Here is a 13,725-nt window from a genome sequence, read left to right on the forward strand (position 1 = left end):
AGACATGAACGGAACGGCAGATTCTATTCGCTATTCGCTATTCGCCATTCGCCCCTCATCGACCGGAGGTTGCTGATGCTGACCGTCGACAACATCAACCTCTATTACGGCGCCGCCCAGGCGCTGCGCGGCGTCTCGATTGCGGCTGAGCCGGGCAAGGTGACCTGCGTGCTCGGCCGCAACGGCGTCGGCAAGACCTCGCTCTTGCGGGCGTTGGTCGGGCAATATCCGCTGGCCTCCGGCAGCATCACCTTCGATGGCGCCGACATCACCCATCTCAAGCCCTATGAGCGGGCGCGCAAGGGCATCGGCTTCGTGCCGCAGGGTCGTGAGATCTTTCCGCTGCTGACGGTGGAGGAGAACCTCAAGACCGGCTTCGGCCCGCTGAAGCGCAGCGACCGCAGCATTCCGGACGACGTGTTCTCGCTGTTTCCGGTGCTGCAGTCGATGCTCGGCCGGCGCGGCGGCGACCTCTCCGGCGGCCAGCAGCAGCAGCTCGCAATCGGCCGCGCGATGGTGATGCGGCCGAAGGTCCTGCTGCTCGACGAGCCGACCGAGGGCATCCAGCCCTCGATCATCAAGGACATCGGCCGGGCCATCTCTTACTTGCGCAATCTCGGCAACATCGCCATCGTCCTGGTCGAGCAATATCTCGACTTTGCCTGCGAACTCGGCGACAACTTCGCCGTCATGGATCGCGGCGCGGTGAAATTCACATGCACCCGCGCCAATCTCGATCCGGCCGAGATCAGCCGCCAGATGGCGCTTTGATCGTCATTTAGCTTGGTGGACGCGGTCTCGCCCGCGTCCGGTCCCAGGGGAGGGGATCGATGCGGGCCGATCCCGCCAGCGCCGCTGCCGATATCTTCGAGGCCAACCGCGCCCGTGGCGCGGTGCGTTTCGATGTGCGGCTGCAGGATGGCATGACGCGGCGTCATCATCTGCATGAATCCGGCTCGCTGCGCGTGCGCTTTCCCTCGCCCGAGGATGACGGCCTATCGGCGATGTTCGTCAACACGGCGGGCGGCGTCGCCGGCGGCGATCGCTTCGCGGTCGAGGTCGCGGCCGGCGAAGGCAGCCGCGTAACGCTGTCAAGCGCCGCCGCCGAGAAGGTGTATCGCGCCCCGGGCAAGCCGGCCGAGCTCGACATTGCGCTGACCGCCGCGGCGGGCGCGCATATCACGTGGCTGCCGCAGGAGACCATCCTGTTCGATCGCGCCCGTATTCACCGCCGCATCGACATCGATCTCGCCGCAACCGCGTCTCTCCTGCTGTGCGAGATCGTCGTGTTCGGCCGTACCGCCATGGGCGAACGCATGCGCGAGGGCGAGTTCGTCGATCGCTGGCGGCTGCGGCGCGGCGGCAGGCTGGTGTTCGCCGAAACGGTCCGCCTCGACGGCGACATCGGCGGCAAACTGGCGCATCCGGCGATCGCCAACGGCGCCGCGGCGATCGGGACGGCGCTGATCGTGCCGGGCGACGCGGCGCTGGTCGAGCGCATCCGGGAGGGCCTGCCGGCGTTCCGGGGCGAGGCCGGGCTGTCGGCCTGGAATGGATTTGCAATGGCGCGCTTCTGTGCCCAAGATGCCGCGAGCCTGCGCGCCGACATGATGGCCGTGCTCGGCTGCGCCTCCGCCGTGCCGCTGCCGCGGCTCTGGCTTAATTAGACGTTGACCAACTGACGATTACCAGAAGACGTTGACCAGACGACGATCACCAGAGAGCCCGCATGAACCTGTCTCCCCGCGAAAAGGACAAGCTCCTGATCTCGATGGCCGCCATCGTGGCCCGCCGCAGGCTCGAGCGCGGCGTCAAGCTGAACCATCCCGAGGCGGTCGCGATCATCTCCGACTTCATCCTCGAAGGCGCGCGTGATGGCCGCACCGTGGCCGAACTGATGCAGGCCGGCGCCCAGGTCCTGACCCGCGACCAGGTGATGCCGGGCATTCCTGAGATGATCCACGACATCCAGGTCGAGGCGACATTCCCGGACGGCACCAAGCTCGTCACGGTGCACGAGCCGATCCGGTGAGGTAGGCGCAAACATTGTTGGCCGTCATGCCCGGGCTCGACCCGGGCATCCACGCCCTCCGATCCGCAAGGTGGGAGGTGGATGGCCGGGACAAGCCCGGCCATGACGCAGCGGAGATAGGCGAGGTAACACATGATCCCCGGCGAACTCTTTATTCAGGACGGCGAGATCGAGCTCAATGCCGGCCGCAAGACGGTGACGCTCTCGGTCGCCAACACCGGCGACCGGCCGATCCAGGTCGGCTCGCACTACCATTTCTTCGAGACCAATCCGGCGCTGAAATTTGACCGCAAGAAAGCGCGCGGCATGCGGCTGGACATCGCCGCCGGCACGGCGGTGCGCTTCGAGCCCGGCCAGACCCGCGACGTGCAGCTGGTGGCGCTCGCGGGCAAGCGCATGGTCTACGGCTTCCGCGGCGACGTCATGGGCAAGCTGTAGACCGATGCCGACCGGGTTACGCCTTGTCTCCGAAGCTGCCGAGCTCGCGGCCCGCCGCCACGCCGGCCAGCAGCGCAAGGGCCGTGATGAGGAGCCTTACGTCAATCATCTCGCCGAGGTCGCGAGCGTCCTCGCGGCGACCAGTGATGGCGCGGACGCCGAGCTGGTCGCAGCCGGCTGGCTGCACGACATCATCGAGGACACCGACACCACCGCCGACGAGCTGACGCAGCGTTTCGGTGCGCGCGTCGCCGGCCTCGTCGAGGAGGTGACGGACGACATGACGCTGCCGAAGAGCGAGCGCCGCGCCGTGCAGGTCATCGCCGCTCCCGGCAAGTCTGCGGGCGCCAAGCAGATCAAGATCGCCGACAAGATCAGCAACATCCGCGCCCGCATCTTCTTCGAGCCGGATCTCGAGCAGCAGCTCGAACTCATGGAGTATCTCGGCTGGGCCGAGCAGGTCGTCGCCGGCTGCCGCGGCGTGAACCCGCGGCTGGATACGCTATTCGACGAGACCGTTGCGAATGCGCGGGGCTCGCTGTGAGCAAACGGCCGGCGTCTCGCCATCACGACAAGCAGAGCTAATTGGGGGCCAACGATGTCCGTCAAGATCAAGCGTTCCGTCTATGCCGACATGTTCGGCCCGACCACCGGCGACAAAGTCCGGTTGGCCGACACCGATCTGATCATCGAGGTCGAGAAGGACTTCACCATTTATGGCGAGGAGGTGAAGTTCGGCGGCGGCAAGGTGATCCGTGACGGCATGGGGCAGTCGCAGGCGACCAACAAGCAGGGCGCCGCCGACACCGTCATCACCAACGCCCTGATCGTCGATCATTGGGGGGTCGTGAAGGCTGACGTCGCGATCAAGGACGGCATGATCAGCGCGATCGGCAAGGCCGGCAATCCCGACATCCAGCCCGGCGTCACCATCGTGATCGGCCCGGGCACCGACGTGATCGCGGGCGAGGGCAAGATCCTCACCGCCGGCGGCTTCGACAGCCACATCCATTTCATCTGCCCGCAGCAGATCGAGCACGCGCTGATGTCCGGCGTCACCTCGCTGCTCGGCGGCGGCACCGGCCCGTCGCACGGCACTTTCGCCACGACCTGCACGCCCGGCCCCTGGCATATCGGGCGCATGATGCAGTCGTTCGATGCGTTCCCGGTGAACCTCGGCATTTCCGGCAAGGGTAACGCGTCGCGCCCGGCCGCGCTGGTCGAGATGATCAAGGCCGGTGCCTGCGCGCTGAAGCTGCACGAGGATTGGGGCACAACGCCGGCCGCGATCGACAACTGCCTCTCGGTCGCCGACGACCACGACATTCAGGTCATGCTGCATTCGGACACGCTGAACGAGTCGGGCTTCGTCGAGGATACGATCAAGGCGTTCAAGGGCCGCACCATCCACGCCTTCCACACCGAGGGCGCCGGCGGCGGCCATGCGCCCGACATCATCAAGGTCGCCGGGCTGAAGAACGTGCTGCCGTCCTCGACCAATCCGACGCGACCGTTCACGCGCAACACCATCGACGAGCATCTGGACATGCTGATGGTGTGCCATCATCTCGATCCATCGATCGCCGAGGATCTGGCGTTCGCCGAAAGCCGCATCCGCAAGGAGACGATCGCGGCCGAGGACATCCTGCACGATCTCGGCGCGCTCTCGATGATGTCGTCGGACTCGCAGGCGATGGGGCGGCTCGGCGAGGTCATCATCCGGACCTGGCAGACCGCCGACAAGATGAAGAAGCAGCGCGGCGCCTTGCCGCAAGACAAAGGCAAGGACAATGACAATTTCCGCGTCAAGCGCTACATCGCCAAATACACGATCAACCCGGCGATCGCGCATGGCGTGTCCAAGTTGATCGGTTCGGTCGAGAAGGGCAAGCTCGCCGACCTCGTGCTGTGGTCGCCGGCCTTTTTCGGCGTCAAGCCGGACTGCGTTATCAAGGGCGGTACGATCGTGGCGGCGCCGATGGGCGATCCCAACGCCTCGATCCCGACTCCGCAGCCGGTGCATTACCAGCCGATGTTCGGCGCGTTCGGCAAGTCGTTGACGGCGTCCTCGGTGATCTTCACCTCGAAGGCGGCGGTCGCGGGCGGCCTTGCGCGCAAGCTCGGCCTCTCCAAGAAGCTCTACGCGGTGCAGAACACCCGCGGCAAGATCTCGAAGAAGAGCATGATTCACAACGATGCGACGCCGGAGATTGAGGTCGATCCCGAGACCTATGAGGTGCGCGCAGACGGCGAGCTCCTGACCTGCGAACCTGCCGAGGTGCTGCCCATGGCGCAGCGCTATTTCATGTTCTAAACTTGCTCCCGGTACCCAGAACCAGAAACGTACCGGGAGGACTGCCTCGTGATCTATGTCGTTGCCACCTTGACCATCAAGCCTGAAACCCGCGCGGAATTCATTGCTGCGGCGACCGCCTGTATTGCAGGGACCCGCAAGGAACCGGGCAATATCGCCTATGACCTGCACGAGAGCGTCACCGATCCGAGCCGGATGGTCTTTGTCGAGCAGTGGGAAAACGCCGAGGCTTTGGTGCCGCATCGCGCGACCGAGCACATGAAGACGTTCGGGCGAGTCGCGGTGAAATGCATGGCGGCGCCGCCGAAGATCGAGATCATTACGCCTGAGAAGGTCGATGTCCGCTGAGCGGAATTACGAGATGAGGATGTCAGCATGATCCGCGCCACGCGTGTGCTGGGGCAGCATCGTTGGACAGAGGCGGCCGCCGATTCCGTCCTGCTCGATTTCGACGATCGGCATCGGCGACGGCTGGCGATGACCGGCACGCGCGGGCTCGCATTCGTGCTCGACCTCGAGCACGCCACCGCGCTTCGCGGCGGCGATGCCCTGGTGCTGGAGGACGGCCGGCTGGTCGAGGTCGTTGCCGCGGCGGAGCCGCTGCTGGAGATCCGCGCCAGCGATCCACACCATCTGGTGCGGCTCGCCTGGCATCTCGGCAACCGGCATCTGCCGACCCAGATCATGGCCAAGAGCCTGCGCATCCGCCGTGACCACGTGATCGAGGCGATGGTCAAGGGGCTCGGCGCGCGCGTCATCGAGATCGAGGCGCCGTTCGATCCGGAAGGCGGCGCCTATGCCGAGCCCAGCCATGCGCAGGGCCATGATGAACATGATCACCATCATGGCCACGATGATCATCACGATCATGGCGGGCACGAGCACGCGCATCACGGCCATGACCACGGCCACGCGCATGACGATCATGTGCATGACGAGCACTGCGGCCACGGCCATCATCATCACGGCCATGCCCATGCTCATGACCGCAAGTGAGCGGCCGCATGTCTCCGCGGCGATGACCGAGCTGGATCATCCGGCGCTCTACCGTCTGATGACGTGGTTGTCGCCGGCCTTCCCGGTGGGCGGCTTCGCCTATTCGAGCGGCATCGAATGGGCCGTCGAAGCCGGCGATGTCGACGATGCCGCTTCGCTTCGCGGCTGGCTCTCGACGATGCTGACCGACGGCTCCGGCTTCTGCGATGCGGTTTTCCTCGTGCATGCGCATCGCGCCATGGAGCTCGGCGACATCGACCGCCTGCGCGAGGTTGCGGAGCTTGCCGCTGCTTTCGTGCCGTCGCGGGAGCGGCAATTGGAGACGACCGCGCAAGGCCGTGCCTTCATCGAGATCGCGCGTTCGGCGTGGAATTCCCCAGGTCTCGACGACGCGGTGTCGCAGTGCGAGGCCATGGTCTACCCTGTCGCCGTCGGCGTGGTGGGCGCTGCCCATGGCATTCCGTCAAGCCTGCTGCTGCACGCTTACCTTCACGCGGTGACGTCGAATTGGATCTCTGCGGGAAGCCGGTTGATCCCACTGGGGCAGACCGACAGCCAGCGCGTGCTGGCCGCGCTCGAGCCGGTCGTGACCGCCACCGCGGTACGGGCGATCTCGGCGTCGCTCGATGATATCGGCAGTGCGACCTTCAGGGCCGATCTTGCCAGTCTGCGTCACGAAACACAGTATACGAGGCTGTTCCGTTCGTGAGCTGCCTGGATCGTCATCTCGGCCGGATGATCAACGCGAGTCGTTGTCATGAGCGGCCGCAGGACGAGCCTCACACGGCCTTCGGTCGAATCTGATGAGTTATCGATCCCCATTCCACGGGGATGACAAGAGGACATTGATATGGCTACGTCGCATGGTCCGCTTCGCGTGGGTGTTGGTGGTCCGGTTGGATCCGGCAAGACCGCGCTGATGGATCTCCTCTGCAAGTCGATGCGGGGACGCTATGACATCGCGGCGATCACGAACGACATCTACACCAAATGGGACGCTGAGTATCTGGTCCGCTCCGGCTCGTTGACACCGGACCGCATTGCCGGTGTGGAGACCGGCGGCTGTCCGCATACGGCGATCCGCGAGGATGCGTCCATGAATCTCGCAGCGGTCGCCGACATGCGGGCGAAGTTTCCCGGACTCGATCTCATTCTGATCGAGTCCGGCGGTGACAACCTCGCCGCAACCTTCTCGCCTGAGCTGGCCGACATCACCATCTACGTCATCGACGTCGCGGCTGGCGACAAGATCCCCTCCAAGGGCGGCCCCGGCATCACGCGGTCCGACCTCCTGGTGATCAACAAGATCGACCTGGCGCCGCATGTGGGCGCCTCTCTCGAGAAGATGGAGACGGACGCCAAGCGCATGCGCGGCGAGCGTCCCTTCGTCATGACCAACATGAAGAAGAGCCAGGGGCTCGACCGGATCGTCAGCTTCATCGAAGCGAAGGGGGGGCTGACAGCGTCCGCTTGAGTTCTGCATCCGGCAGAGGATCTGAGATGTGCCGGCCTGCTGTCTTCGGCGGCGTGCTACGCACTCGCATGACCGGGGCCGTCGCCGCGCAGTCCCTGCTTGAACGGTCGCCCGGAGCATGGCGCTGATCCAACCGCGGCGACCGGCCGTTCCGGACCTTAACGATCCGAAGCGGCGAGACGCAAAAAAGCCTTACCGGGCCGGAACAACTTGATCTGCCCGAGGTTTCCTGAGCCCGGAGTGTGGCTGGCCGAAAACGCGTACGCCAGGCGTGGTCGTTCTGCTTGACCCCGGGGATCGTCTTCCCGATCAATTTTTGCTCGTAACGAGGCGCTCGTTTAAAGAGTAGCAGGCCCATTTATTGGATGTCTCGTGCCCTCCTCCCACAACCCTTGATTAAAGAGTAAACGAGTGCTCCGGCTGGGTGTCATCATCGGTGTGATCGCGCTAATTGGAACGGCGTTATCCGGCTTGGCGGCTTACCGGGTTCACGATCAGGAGCTGGCGATCGATCGCATCGCGCTGGCACGCGCTATCGACGTGCATGCAAGCCTTGTCCAGGACCGTCTGACCGAGCGTGAATTGCTGGCGCGGGTGGCCTCCGGGCTGTTCCGGGCTCCGTCCGTCATCAAGGCGAACATGCTGGAGCCGCTGCGCTCCTCAATCTACGCCTTCAAGACCGATTTCGTCGTGGCGTCGTGGATCGCACGGCTGCGGCCCGATGAGCTCCCGATCGCGCAGGCGGAGCTGCGCCAAGCGGGCTTCCCGAACCCGACTATTCGCAACTACGACGATAAGCCGTTGGATGCGGCGACCCTGACGGGTCCGATCGACGTCTTGATGGATCTCGAGCCGCGCAACGCCGATACGTTGAAGCTTCCCGGCGTGGCTTTGGACCGGCAGCCGATCGTCGGGCCCATGCTGACGCGCGCCATGGCTGAGGGCAAGCCGGTCGCGTCCGACCCGACGCCCCTGTTGCGCGCGAATGGACCGATCGGAATTGTGCTGGCGGCCCCGGTCGTCCCGCAGGGGGCGACGGCACCGGCCGGCTTCGTCACGTTCTCCTACGAGATCGGCCCGCTGCTCCTGACCAATGACGATCTTTCTCTGTTCTCTGTGGCGCTCAAGGATCCTCGCAACGCCTCCGATGAGCTGGTCGCCAATGATCAGGGTGCCGTGTCCGGCAGGACGCGCGGGGCGGACGCACCGGCGCCGTCATCAACGCGGACTGTCACCTTCGGCAATCATGATTGGTCGCTGGTCTATTACGCCAAGAGCAATTCGGTCCGGCGAGCCCAGCAGACCGCCGCGATCGTCGGCGTGATCGGGCTAGCCCTGACCGGTATCATCTGCGGCCTGTTCGGCTACGTCGCCTATAACAATTTACGCCTGAGCCGTGAGATCCAGGTGCGGATCGGCTTTGAACGCCGCCTGACGGCCGTCATCGACGAGCTGAATCATCGGGTCAAGAACATCCTGGCGGTGATCCAGTCGATCGTGACGCGCACGTTGCGCCATGGCAGTGATATCGATGTGGCGCGCGAACTCCTGATCGGGCGTATCCACGCCATGTCCAACGTCGTCACGCTGCTGAGCGAGAGCCAGTGGCAGGGGGTTCAGCTGCGCGGCCTGTTCGAGTCGCGCGCCATTCCGCATGCGGATCGGATCGCCGTCACCGGTCCCGACATCACCGTGAGCGCGCGGGCGGCGCAGAGCCTGTCGCTGCTGTTCTTCGAGTTGGCGTCCCACTCCGACGAGGGGCTGTCGCTGGTTGGCAAGCATCCCCACATCACTGCGAAATGGGATGTGACTGGCGAGGAGCCGAATGCCGTTTTTCAGTTCCGCTGGGAGGAGTTCAACACCAGCGAAGCGACCCGGCGGCCGGATAGCGATTTCGGCCTGATCCTGCTCGATCGCGTTGCGCCGGAAGCCTTGGGTGGCACGTCGAAGCGGTTCTTCACCGAGGCCAGCTATGTCTATGAGCTGACCGCTCCGATGGAGACGGTCGTCGACATCACCGAGCGCGATCGCACCGAGCAGTTCTCAGCCCCCGTGCATCCATCGCGTTAGAGCATGATCCGAAAGACGAGAACCGGCCTTCCGAAGAGATCATGTTCAAACAAAAATCAAACGGCGGCCCACAGGGAGCCGCCGCTTGTGTTTGATGAGCCCGGTTAGACCGGTCAGCCGCCGCTGCCGCCGATGACTGCACGGACGGTCTCGTCCGGGCCGAAATCCTCTGCACCTTCGACATACAGCAACGCAGCGAGCTTCGAGCGCGCGCGGTTCACGCGGCTCTTGATGGTGCCCACGGCGCAGCCGCAGATCGCGGCGGCGTCCTCGTAAGAGAAGCCCGACGCTCCCACCAGGATGAGCGCTTCGCGCTGGTCCTGAGGCAGCTTCTCGAGCGCCGCCCGGAACTCCTCGAATTCGAGGTGAGCACCTTGCGACGGATGCGTCTTCAGCGTCTTGGCGTAGTTGCCCTCGGCATCTTCCACCTCGCGCCGGCGTTTGCGGTAATCAGAGCGGAACAGATTGCGCAAAATCGTAAACAACCACGCGGGCAGATTGGAGCCCGGTTGGAATGAGTCGATGTTCGCCAAGGCTCTCAGCAGGGTTTCCTGCACGAGGTCATCGGCGCGATCGCTGTTGCCACTTAAGGAAATCGCAAATGCGCGGAGGCTTGGGACGGCCGCAAGGATATCGTCCCGCAAGGAATCAGTGAGAGGCATTCACTCCCTCCCGTCGTTCTGGTCGGTGGATCCCCCGCCGTTCTCCACGTGGGACTGTGCTGCCGGTACATCAAGCTTGCGGATCAGATCCGTGAACCGGTCAGGTACCCCCTGACGGACGACATCGTCGTACATCGCGCGAAGTTGATGACCAATTCTCGATTGGATCTCCGCGTTCAGTCCGCCGGGCTTGCGCGGTGCCGCATTCTTGCTGGCTTGAGACTTTACATCTTTCATGACCTTTTCCACGTTTCCCCGAGAGTTAAGTCCCTGAAGCTTCAAGAATTATCCTCGCCATCGAGGGGGTCTGTCGGGAACTAATGCAACCGGCCCACAAAAGTTCCACGCGTTTTGGGAACTTTTCTTCGTTTCAGGCGTAATCAGCTCATCATGGAACCGGGGCGGAAGCCCAGAATACCGAATGGAGTGGGGATGAGCCGATCACAGCTAGTTGCTGAACATTTGCCGCTGTTGCGCCGGTATGCCCGTGCCCTCACCGGTAGCCAGGGGTCCGGGGATGCTTATGTCGGCGCGATGCTGGAGGCTCTGATCCAGGACCCGGCCCTGCTCGACGAGCGCTACGGCGCGCGCGCGGGTCTTTTCCGGCTGTTTACTCAGATCTGGAATTCGGTCGCCCTGAACGACGACGCCGAGGTGGCCACCTTGCCGATGCCCCCGGAGCGGCGGCTCTCCAATATCACTCCGTTACCGCGCCAGGCGTTCCTGTTGTTGTCGCTGGAGGGCTTCCCCGAGGAGGAAGTGGCTTTCATCCTCGACATCGACGTCGCAGAGACGCGGCGACTTGCGGATGCGGCCGGCCGGGAGCTTGCTGCAGAGATCGCGACCGATGTCCTCATCATCGAGGACGAAACCTTCATCGCGATGGACCTCGAGAGCCTGATCAAGAATCTCGGGCACAACGTCATCGGGGTCGCGCGGACGCATGCGGACGCGGTCGCGCTCGCAAAGAACAAGAAGCCGGGCCTGATCCTGGCAGATATTCAGCTTGCGGACGGTTCATCGGGGCTCGATGCCGTGAACGAGTTGCTGCGGACCTTTGAGGTGCCGGTGGTTTTCATCACCGCCTATCCGGAACGGTTCCTCACCGGCGAGCGACCGGAACCGGCATTCCTCATTTCCAAGCCGTTCCAGCCGGCAATGGTGTCCGCTGTCGCGAGCCAGGCTCTGTTCTTCCAGCGCAATTCGCGCAACAGGATGCCCAAGCCGGCTGCCTGAGACGCTGTTTGGATTTAGCCATTTACCGGCGCGTTCCGAGCGGAGCGCGCCGATTTTTTTGCACGCAGGAAAGATCGCCTTCAGCAGTCGCGGCAGATGCCTTTGAGCCGCGCTTTAAGGGCGGCGTCGTTTCGCTTCGCCTCCTCGAAGTCCAGGACGGTCGAGGGTTGGCGTGGAGCGAAGACCACCGGAAGCACAAATGTCAGATCATCATCCACAAGCACGCCAGGTGGGGGAGGGAAGGGCTGAGCGCGTTCAACCATGGCCAGAGCTTCACGGTCGAGAAGGGCGTCGCCGGTGCTTTCAATCAGCGCGACGGAGATGAGATGTCCCGCACCATCCAAATGGAACATCACTCTGGCATGCCCGCCCTGGCTTGAAGTCTGCAAAGGATATCGGCGCTCCGCTCTCAGACGTGCCACGATCTCCTGGGCCCAAGTGCCCTTTAGGGGGTCCTGGGAGTTCTCCGCCGCTGCGAAGGGCGGGAGCAGGCTCAGCAATGCAACAGCCAGGGCGAACGAGCCGTCGACAAATCTCTTGTGCATGCGGGAGTCCGACATAGGCCTCGTCTCGAGGACGCCGGCAATATACTCCGCCATCAAGGCTGACGGAATGCGCGCAGGAACCAGCAGCACAAAAGGAAGCGGGGCACCGCCGGCATCACCACGGCGGTGCCCCGCATCGCCGGTCAATGGGGCAGGGGGAATAACCGGCTGTCATGATGACTCCCGTCGCCCGAAGTCGTTCCCAGTCCGACCAACTTTTTTGCCCCCGGCTCACCTCCGTTCATACACGCTTAAGTGATTTGGCCGTCCGAGAACCCAGTTCCCGCGACCCACGTTGAGATGCTGATCGCCGGCAAGGTGAGGGAGCACGGACATGTCGCAGACAGGAAAACTGGTCATTTGGGGCGCGGTCACCGCCTCCGCGATGCTGGCCGGTGCGATGCAATTGGCCTCCGGGCATGATCTTGCCTCCGAACTGTCGGCCCGAGCGCCAGAGCAGGCTTTGGCGTCGGTCGCCACCAATGTGAACCGCGCGAGCAAGACAGACCGGGCCGCCTCGATCGCGGAGGCCACACCGACCCAGACCGTCTCGATCAAGCTCGCGGCATTTGCAGATACTTCGTTCCTGTTGCGGTTGCCGCTCGCCACCACAAGCGTGCGCGACGGGCAGGGGGCGTCGCCGCAGGGATCGCAGCTGATCACGACCGAAACCGAGCGGCGTGAAGCCAAGCGGCCGGTCGCTTGCGAGCCGTCAGTGTCGGTTCTGACCGAGATCGCGAAGCGCCTGCAGCCCGGACGGTGCGTAACCTGATAGTCCTACCAAGAAGTGGAAGCCCCACAGGCCTCGCTGAGTTATTTCCGCAATCAGCTTGCTGCAGGTGATCGCCGCATCTGAAATGCCTGATGATTGGCATCCAGAGTTGAGCAATCAGGATTGAGGCCGAGGCCTGAGTCGTTATTCTGCCGGATCAGGATTGTCGGCCATTTGGCCGCGGGCCAGAAGGCCGAGAGCTATCCCTCCGATCGCAAGAATGGGAATGAGGCGCTTTACTCCGATCATCCGCACCAGCTGCAGGCCGCTGGCCAGGAGCATGGGATCGGCAAGGAGCGACTGGGCGGCGCCCCGCGCCGCCTCTGCCGGACGTGCTGCGTTTGTCGTCCGCGACCGCTTACCAACCGTATAGATCAGCACAGCAATCAACGTGACGACAAAAAAGATCGCCGCTCCCGTGAGACACGCCGCGACCAAGCCATGGCGTTCGAACACTGCGACGAAGGCGGCGGCACAGAGGAAGGACGTCGTGACGAACAATCCGGCTCCCGCGATCAGCGCCAGGGATGTCAGCCGGATCGTGTGTCCGGTCGATTCCTTTAGGCCTGCGACCATGCGCTCGAGCATGAGCCTTCTCCCTGTTCAGCTGATCGTGTTCAATGAAAGTCAAATCGGCGCCGAGGGCGGCGCCGATTGTCGCTGTTTGGATGTGCTGCATCGGCTTGCGCCAAGTCAGCGCTTCCAGCTTACCCCGATGAGAAAGCCGAGGCCGAGCGCGAGGCCCACGGTCGCGAGAGGGCGCTGCGAGATCACGTCTTCCAGCCGCTCTTCGAGGGAGTTCGCCGCATCCTGCGCCGCGCTGAACATGGCGCCCCCGCGCTCGGACATGTCGTCGATCGTCTGGTCCATGTTCTCGCGCGCCTGGCGATAGCCGCTGCGCGCCTGCTTGCCGGCCTGGCCGGCAAAGGCGTTGAGCACGTCGGTGATCTGATCGGTAAGGGCTGCGATATCGTTCTTCACGGCGTGGACATCCTTCTGCAGGCGTTCATAATTCGCTTTGTCGGCAAGATCGTTCAGCGCGGTGTCACCATGGGTTGGCGGCATGGGCAGCTCCTGGGCAAAGCGGTGTGCGTCAGCTCGACAAACGCGGTGTGTCAGTCGAAGTTCCTTGGATGAAACTGAATTAGGTTCTGTACTCATAAATGGATTCCGTTAGCTGACGAAC

Annotated in this window: 18 protein-coding genes; 13 read left to right on the forward strand and 5 right to left on the reverse strand. The window is 63.7% G+C overall.

All coding sequences use genetic code 11. From position 1 onward, the window contains the following. The first annotated feature begins 75 nt into the window (after positions 1-75). The 11 genes from urtE (at position 76) to HL671_RS36050 (ending at position 9,324) form a co-directional block, all read left to right on the forward strand. Positions 76-771: an urea ABC transporter ATP-binding subunit UrtE gene (gene urtE, locus HL671_RS36000; protein ID WP_172243529.1), complete on the forward strand. Its 696-nt coding sequence runs from the start codon at positions 76-78 to the stop codon at positions 769-771. Positions 772-830: 59 nt separating this feature from the next. Beyond that, positions 831-1,667 carry an urease accessory protein UreD gene (locus HL671_RS36005; RefSeq protein WP_172243532.1) on the forward strand — a complete coding sequence of 279 codons (837 nt, stop codon included), beginning with the start codon at positions 831-833 and terminating at the stop codon, positions 1,665-1,667. Positions 1,668-1,729: 62 nt separating this feature from the next. Continuing rightward, on the forward strand, positions 1,730-2,032 hold the full coding sequence (locus HL671_RS36010; RefSeq protein WP_015669637.1) for an urease subunit gamma: 303 nt from the start codon (positions 1,730-1,732) through the stop codon (positions 2,030-2,032). Positions 2,033-2,164: 132 nt separating this feature from the next. Then, positions 2,165-2,470: an urease subunit beta gene (locus HL671_RS36015; protein WP_006612145.1), complete on the forward strand. Its 306-nt coding sequence runs from the start codon at positions 2,165-2,167 to the stop codon at positions 2,468-2,470. A gap of 4 nt (positions 2,471-2,474) precedes the next feature. Further along, positions 2,475-3,014: an HD domain-containing protein gene (locus tag HL671_RS36020; RefSeq protein ID WP_012046827.1), complete on the forward strand. Its 540-nt coding sequence runs from the start codon at positions 2,475-2,477 to the stop codon at positions 3,012-3,014. 54 nt (positions 3,015-3,068) lie between these two features. Next, the gene (gene ureC / locus HL671_RS36025) at positions 3,069-4,784 is read left to right on the forward strand and encodes an urease subunit alpha (protein WP_012046826.1); all 1,716 of its coding nucleotides are present in this window, start codon (positions 3,069-3,071) and stop codon (positions 4,782-4,784) included. A gap of 48 nt (positions 4,785-4,832) precedes the next feature. Continuing rightward, on the forward strand, positions 4,833-5,132 hold the full coding sequence (locus tag HL671_RS36030) for a putative quinol monooxygenase (protein WP_172243535.1): 300 nt from the start codon (positions 4,833-4,835) through the stop codon (positions 5,130-5,132). A 27-nt stretch (positions 5,133-5,159) separates the two neighbouring features. After that, positions 5,160-5,780: an urease accessory protein UreE gene (locus tag HL671_RS36035; protein ID WP_172243538.1), complete on the forward strand. Its 621-nt coding sequence runs from the start codon at positions 5,160-5,162 to the stop codon at positions 5,778-5,780. Continuing rightward, the gene (locus tag HL671_RS36040; RefSeq protein ID WP_172243547.1) at positions 5,767-6,489 is read left to right on the forward strand and encodes an urease accessory protein UreF; all 723 of its coding nucleotides are present in this window, start codon (positions 5,767-5,769) and stop codon (positions 6,487-6,489) included. Before HL671_RS36035 ends, HL671_RS36040 begins: the two co-directional genes overlap by 14 nt. A 141-nt stretch (positions 6,490-6,630) precedes the next feature. After that, a complete protein-coding gene (gene ureG, locus HL671_RS36045) occupies positions 6,631-7,254 on the forward strand; it encodes an urease accessory protein UreG (protein WP_012046822.1) in 624 nt (207 codons plus the stop codon). 411 nt (positions 7,255-7,665) lie between these two features. Beyond that, the gene (locus HL671_RS36050; protein WP_012046821.1) at positions 7,666-9,324 is read left to right on the forward strand and encodes a CHASE domain-containing protein; all 1,659 of its coding nucleotides are present in this window, start codon (positions 7,666-7,668) and stop codon (positions 9,322-9,324) included. 113 nt (positions 9,325-9,437) lie between these two features. Here the strand turns inward: HL671_RS36050 and HL671_RS36055 are convergent, their stop codons facing one another. Together HL671_RS36055 and HL671_RS36060 are read right to left on the reverse strand one after the other, a co-directional pair. Beyond that, positions 9,438-9,986 carry a sigma-70 family RNA polymerase sigma factor gene (locus HL671_RS36055; RefSeq protein ID WP_006612137.1) on the reverse strand — a complete coding sequence of 183 codons (549 nt, stop codon included), beginning with the start codon at positions 9,984-9,986 and terminating at the stop codon, positions 9,438-9,440. After that, positions 9,987-10,223, reverse strand: a complete 237-nt coding sequence (locus HL671_RS36060) for a NepR family anti-sigma factor (protein ID WP_012046819.1) — start codon at positions 10,221-10,223, stop codon at positions 9,987-9,989. A gap of 195 nt (positions 10,224-10,418) precedes the next feature. On the opposite strand from HL671_RS36060, the gene HL671_RS36065 reads away from it, so the two are divergent. Next, on the forward strand, positions 10,419-11,222 hold the full coding sequence (locus HL671_RS36065; RefSeq protein ID WP_041751727.1) for a response regulator: 804 nt from the start codon (positions 10,419-10,421) through the stop codon (positions 11,220-11,222). Positions 11,223-11,302: 80 nt separating this feature from the next. Here the strand turns inward: HL671_RS36065 and HL671_RS36070 are convergent, their stop codons facing one another. Then, positions 11,303-11,767: an energy transducer TonB family protein gene (locus HL671_RS36070; protein WP_172243541.1), complete on the reverse strand. Its 465-nt coding sequence runs from the start codon at positions 11,765-11,767 to the stop codon at positions 11,303-11,305. Positions 11,768-12,101: 334 nt separating this feature from the next. On the opposite strand from HL671_RS36070, the gene HL671_RS36075 reads away from it, so the two are divergent. Then, the gene (locus tag HL671_RS36075) at positions 12,102-12,539 is read left to right on the forward strand and encodes a hypothetical protein (RefSeq protein WP_012046816.1); all 438 of its coding nucleotides are present in this window, start codon (positions 12,102-12,104) and stop codon (positions 12,537-12,539) included. 144 nt (positions 12,540-12,683) lie between these two features. Here HL671_RS36075 and HL671_RS36080 read toward each other — a convergent pair whose 3' ends face one another. Together HL671_RS36080 and HL671_RS36085 are read right to left on the reverse strand one after the other, a co-directional pair. Then, complete coding sequence (locus HL671_RS36080) at positions 12,684-13,127, reverse strand: hypothetical protein (protein WP_172243544.1); 444 nt, start codon at positions 13,125-13,127, stop codon at positions 12,684-12,686. A 105-nt stretch (positions 13,128-13,232) separates the two neighbouring features. Next, complete coding sequence (locus tag HL671_RS36085) at positions 13,233-13,604, reverse strand: ElaB/YgaM/YqjD family protein (RefSeq protein WP_012046814.1); 372 nt, start codon at positions 13,602-13,604, stop codon at positions 13,233-13,235. Positions 13,605-13,725: the final 121 nt, after the last annotated feature.

The sequence above is a fragment of the Bradyrhizobium denitrificans genome, from assembly GCF_013179005.1.
Lineage (GTDB): Bacteria > Pseudomonadota > Alphaproteobacteria > Rhizobiales > Xanthobacteraceae > Bradyrhizobium > Bradyrhizobium denitrificans.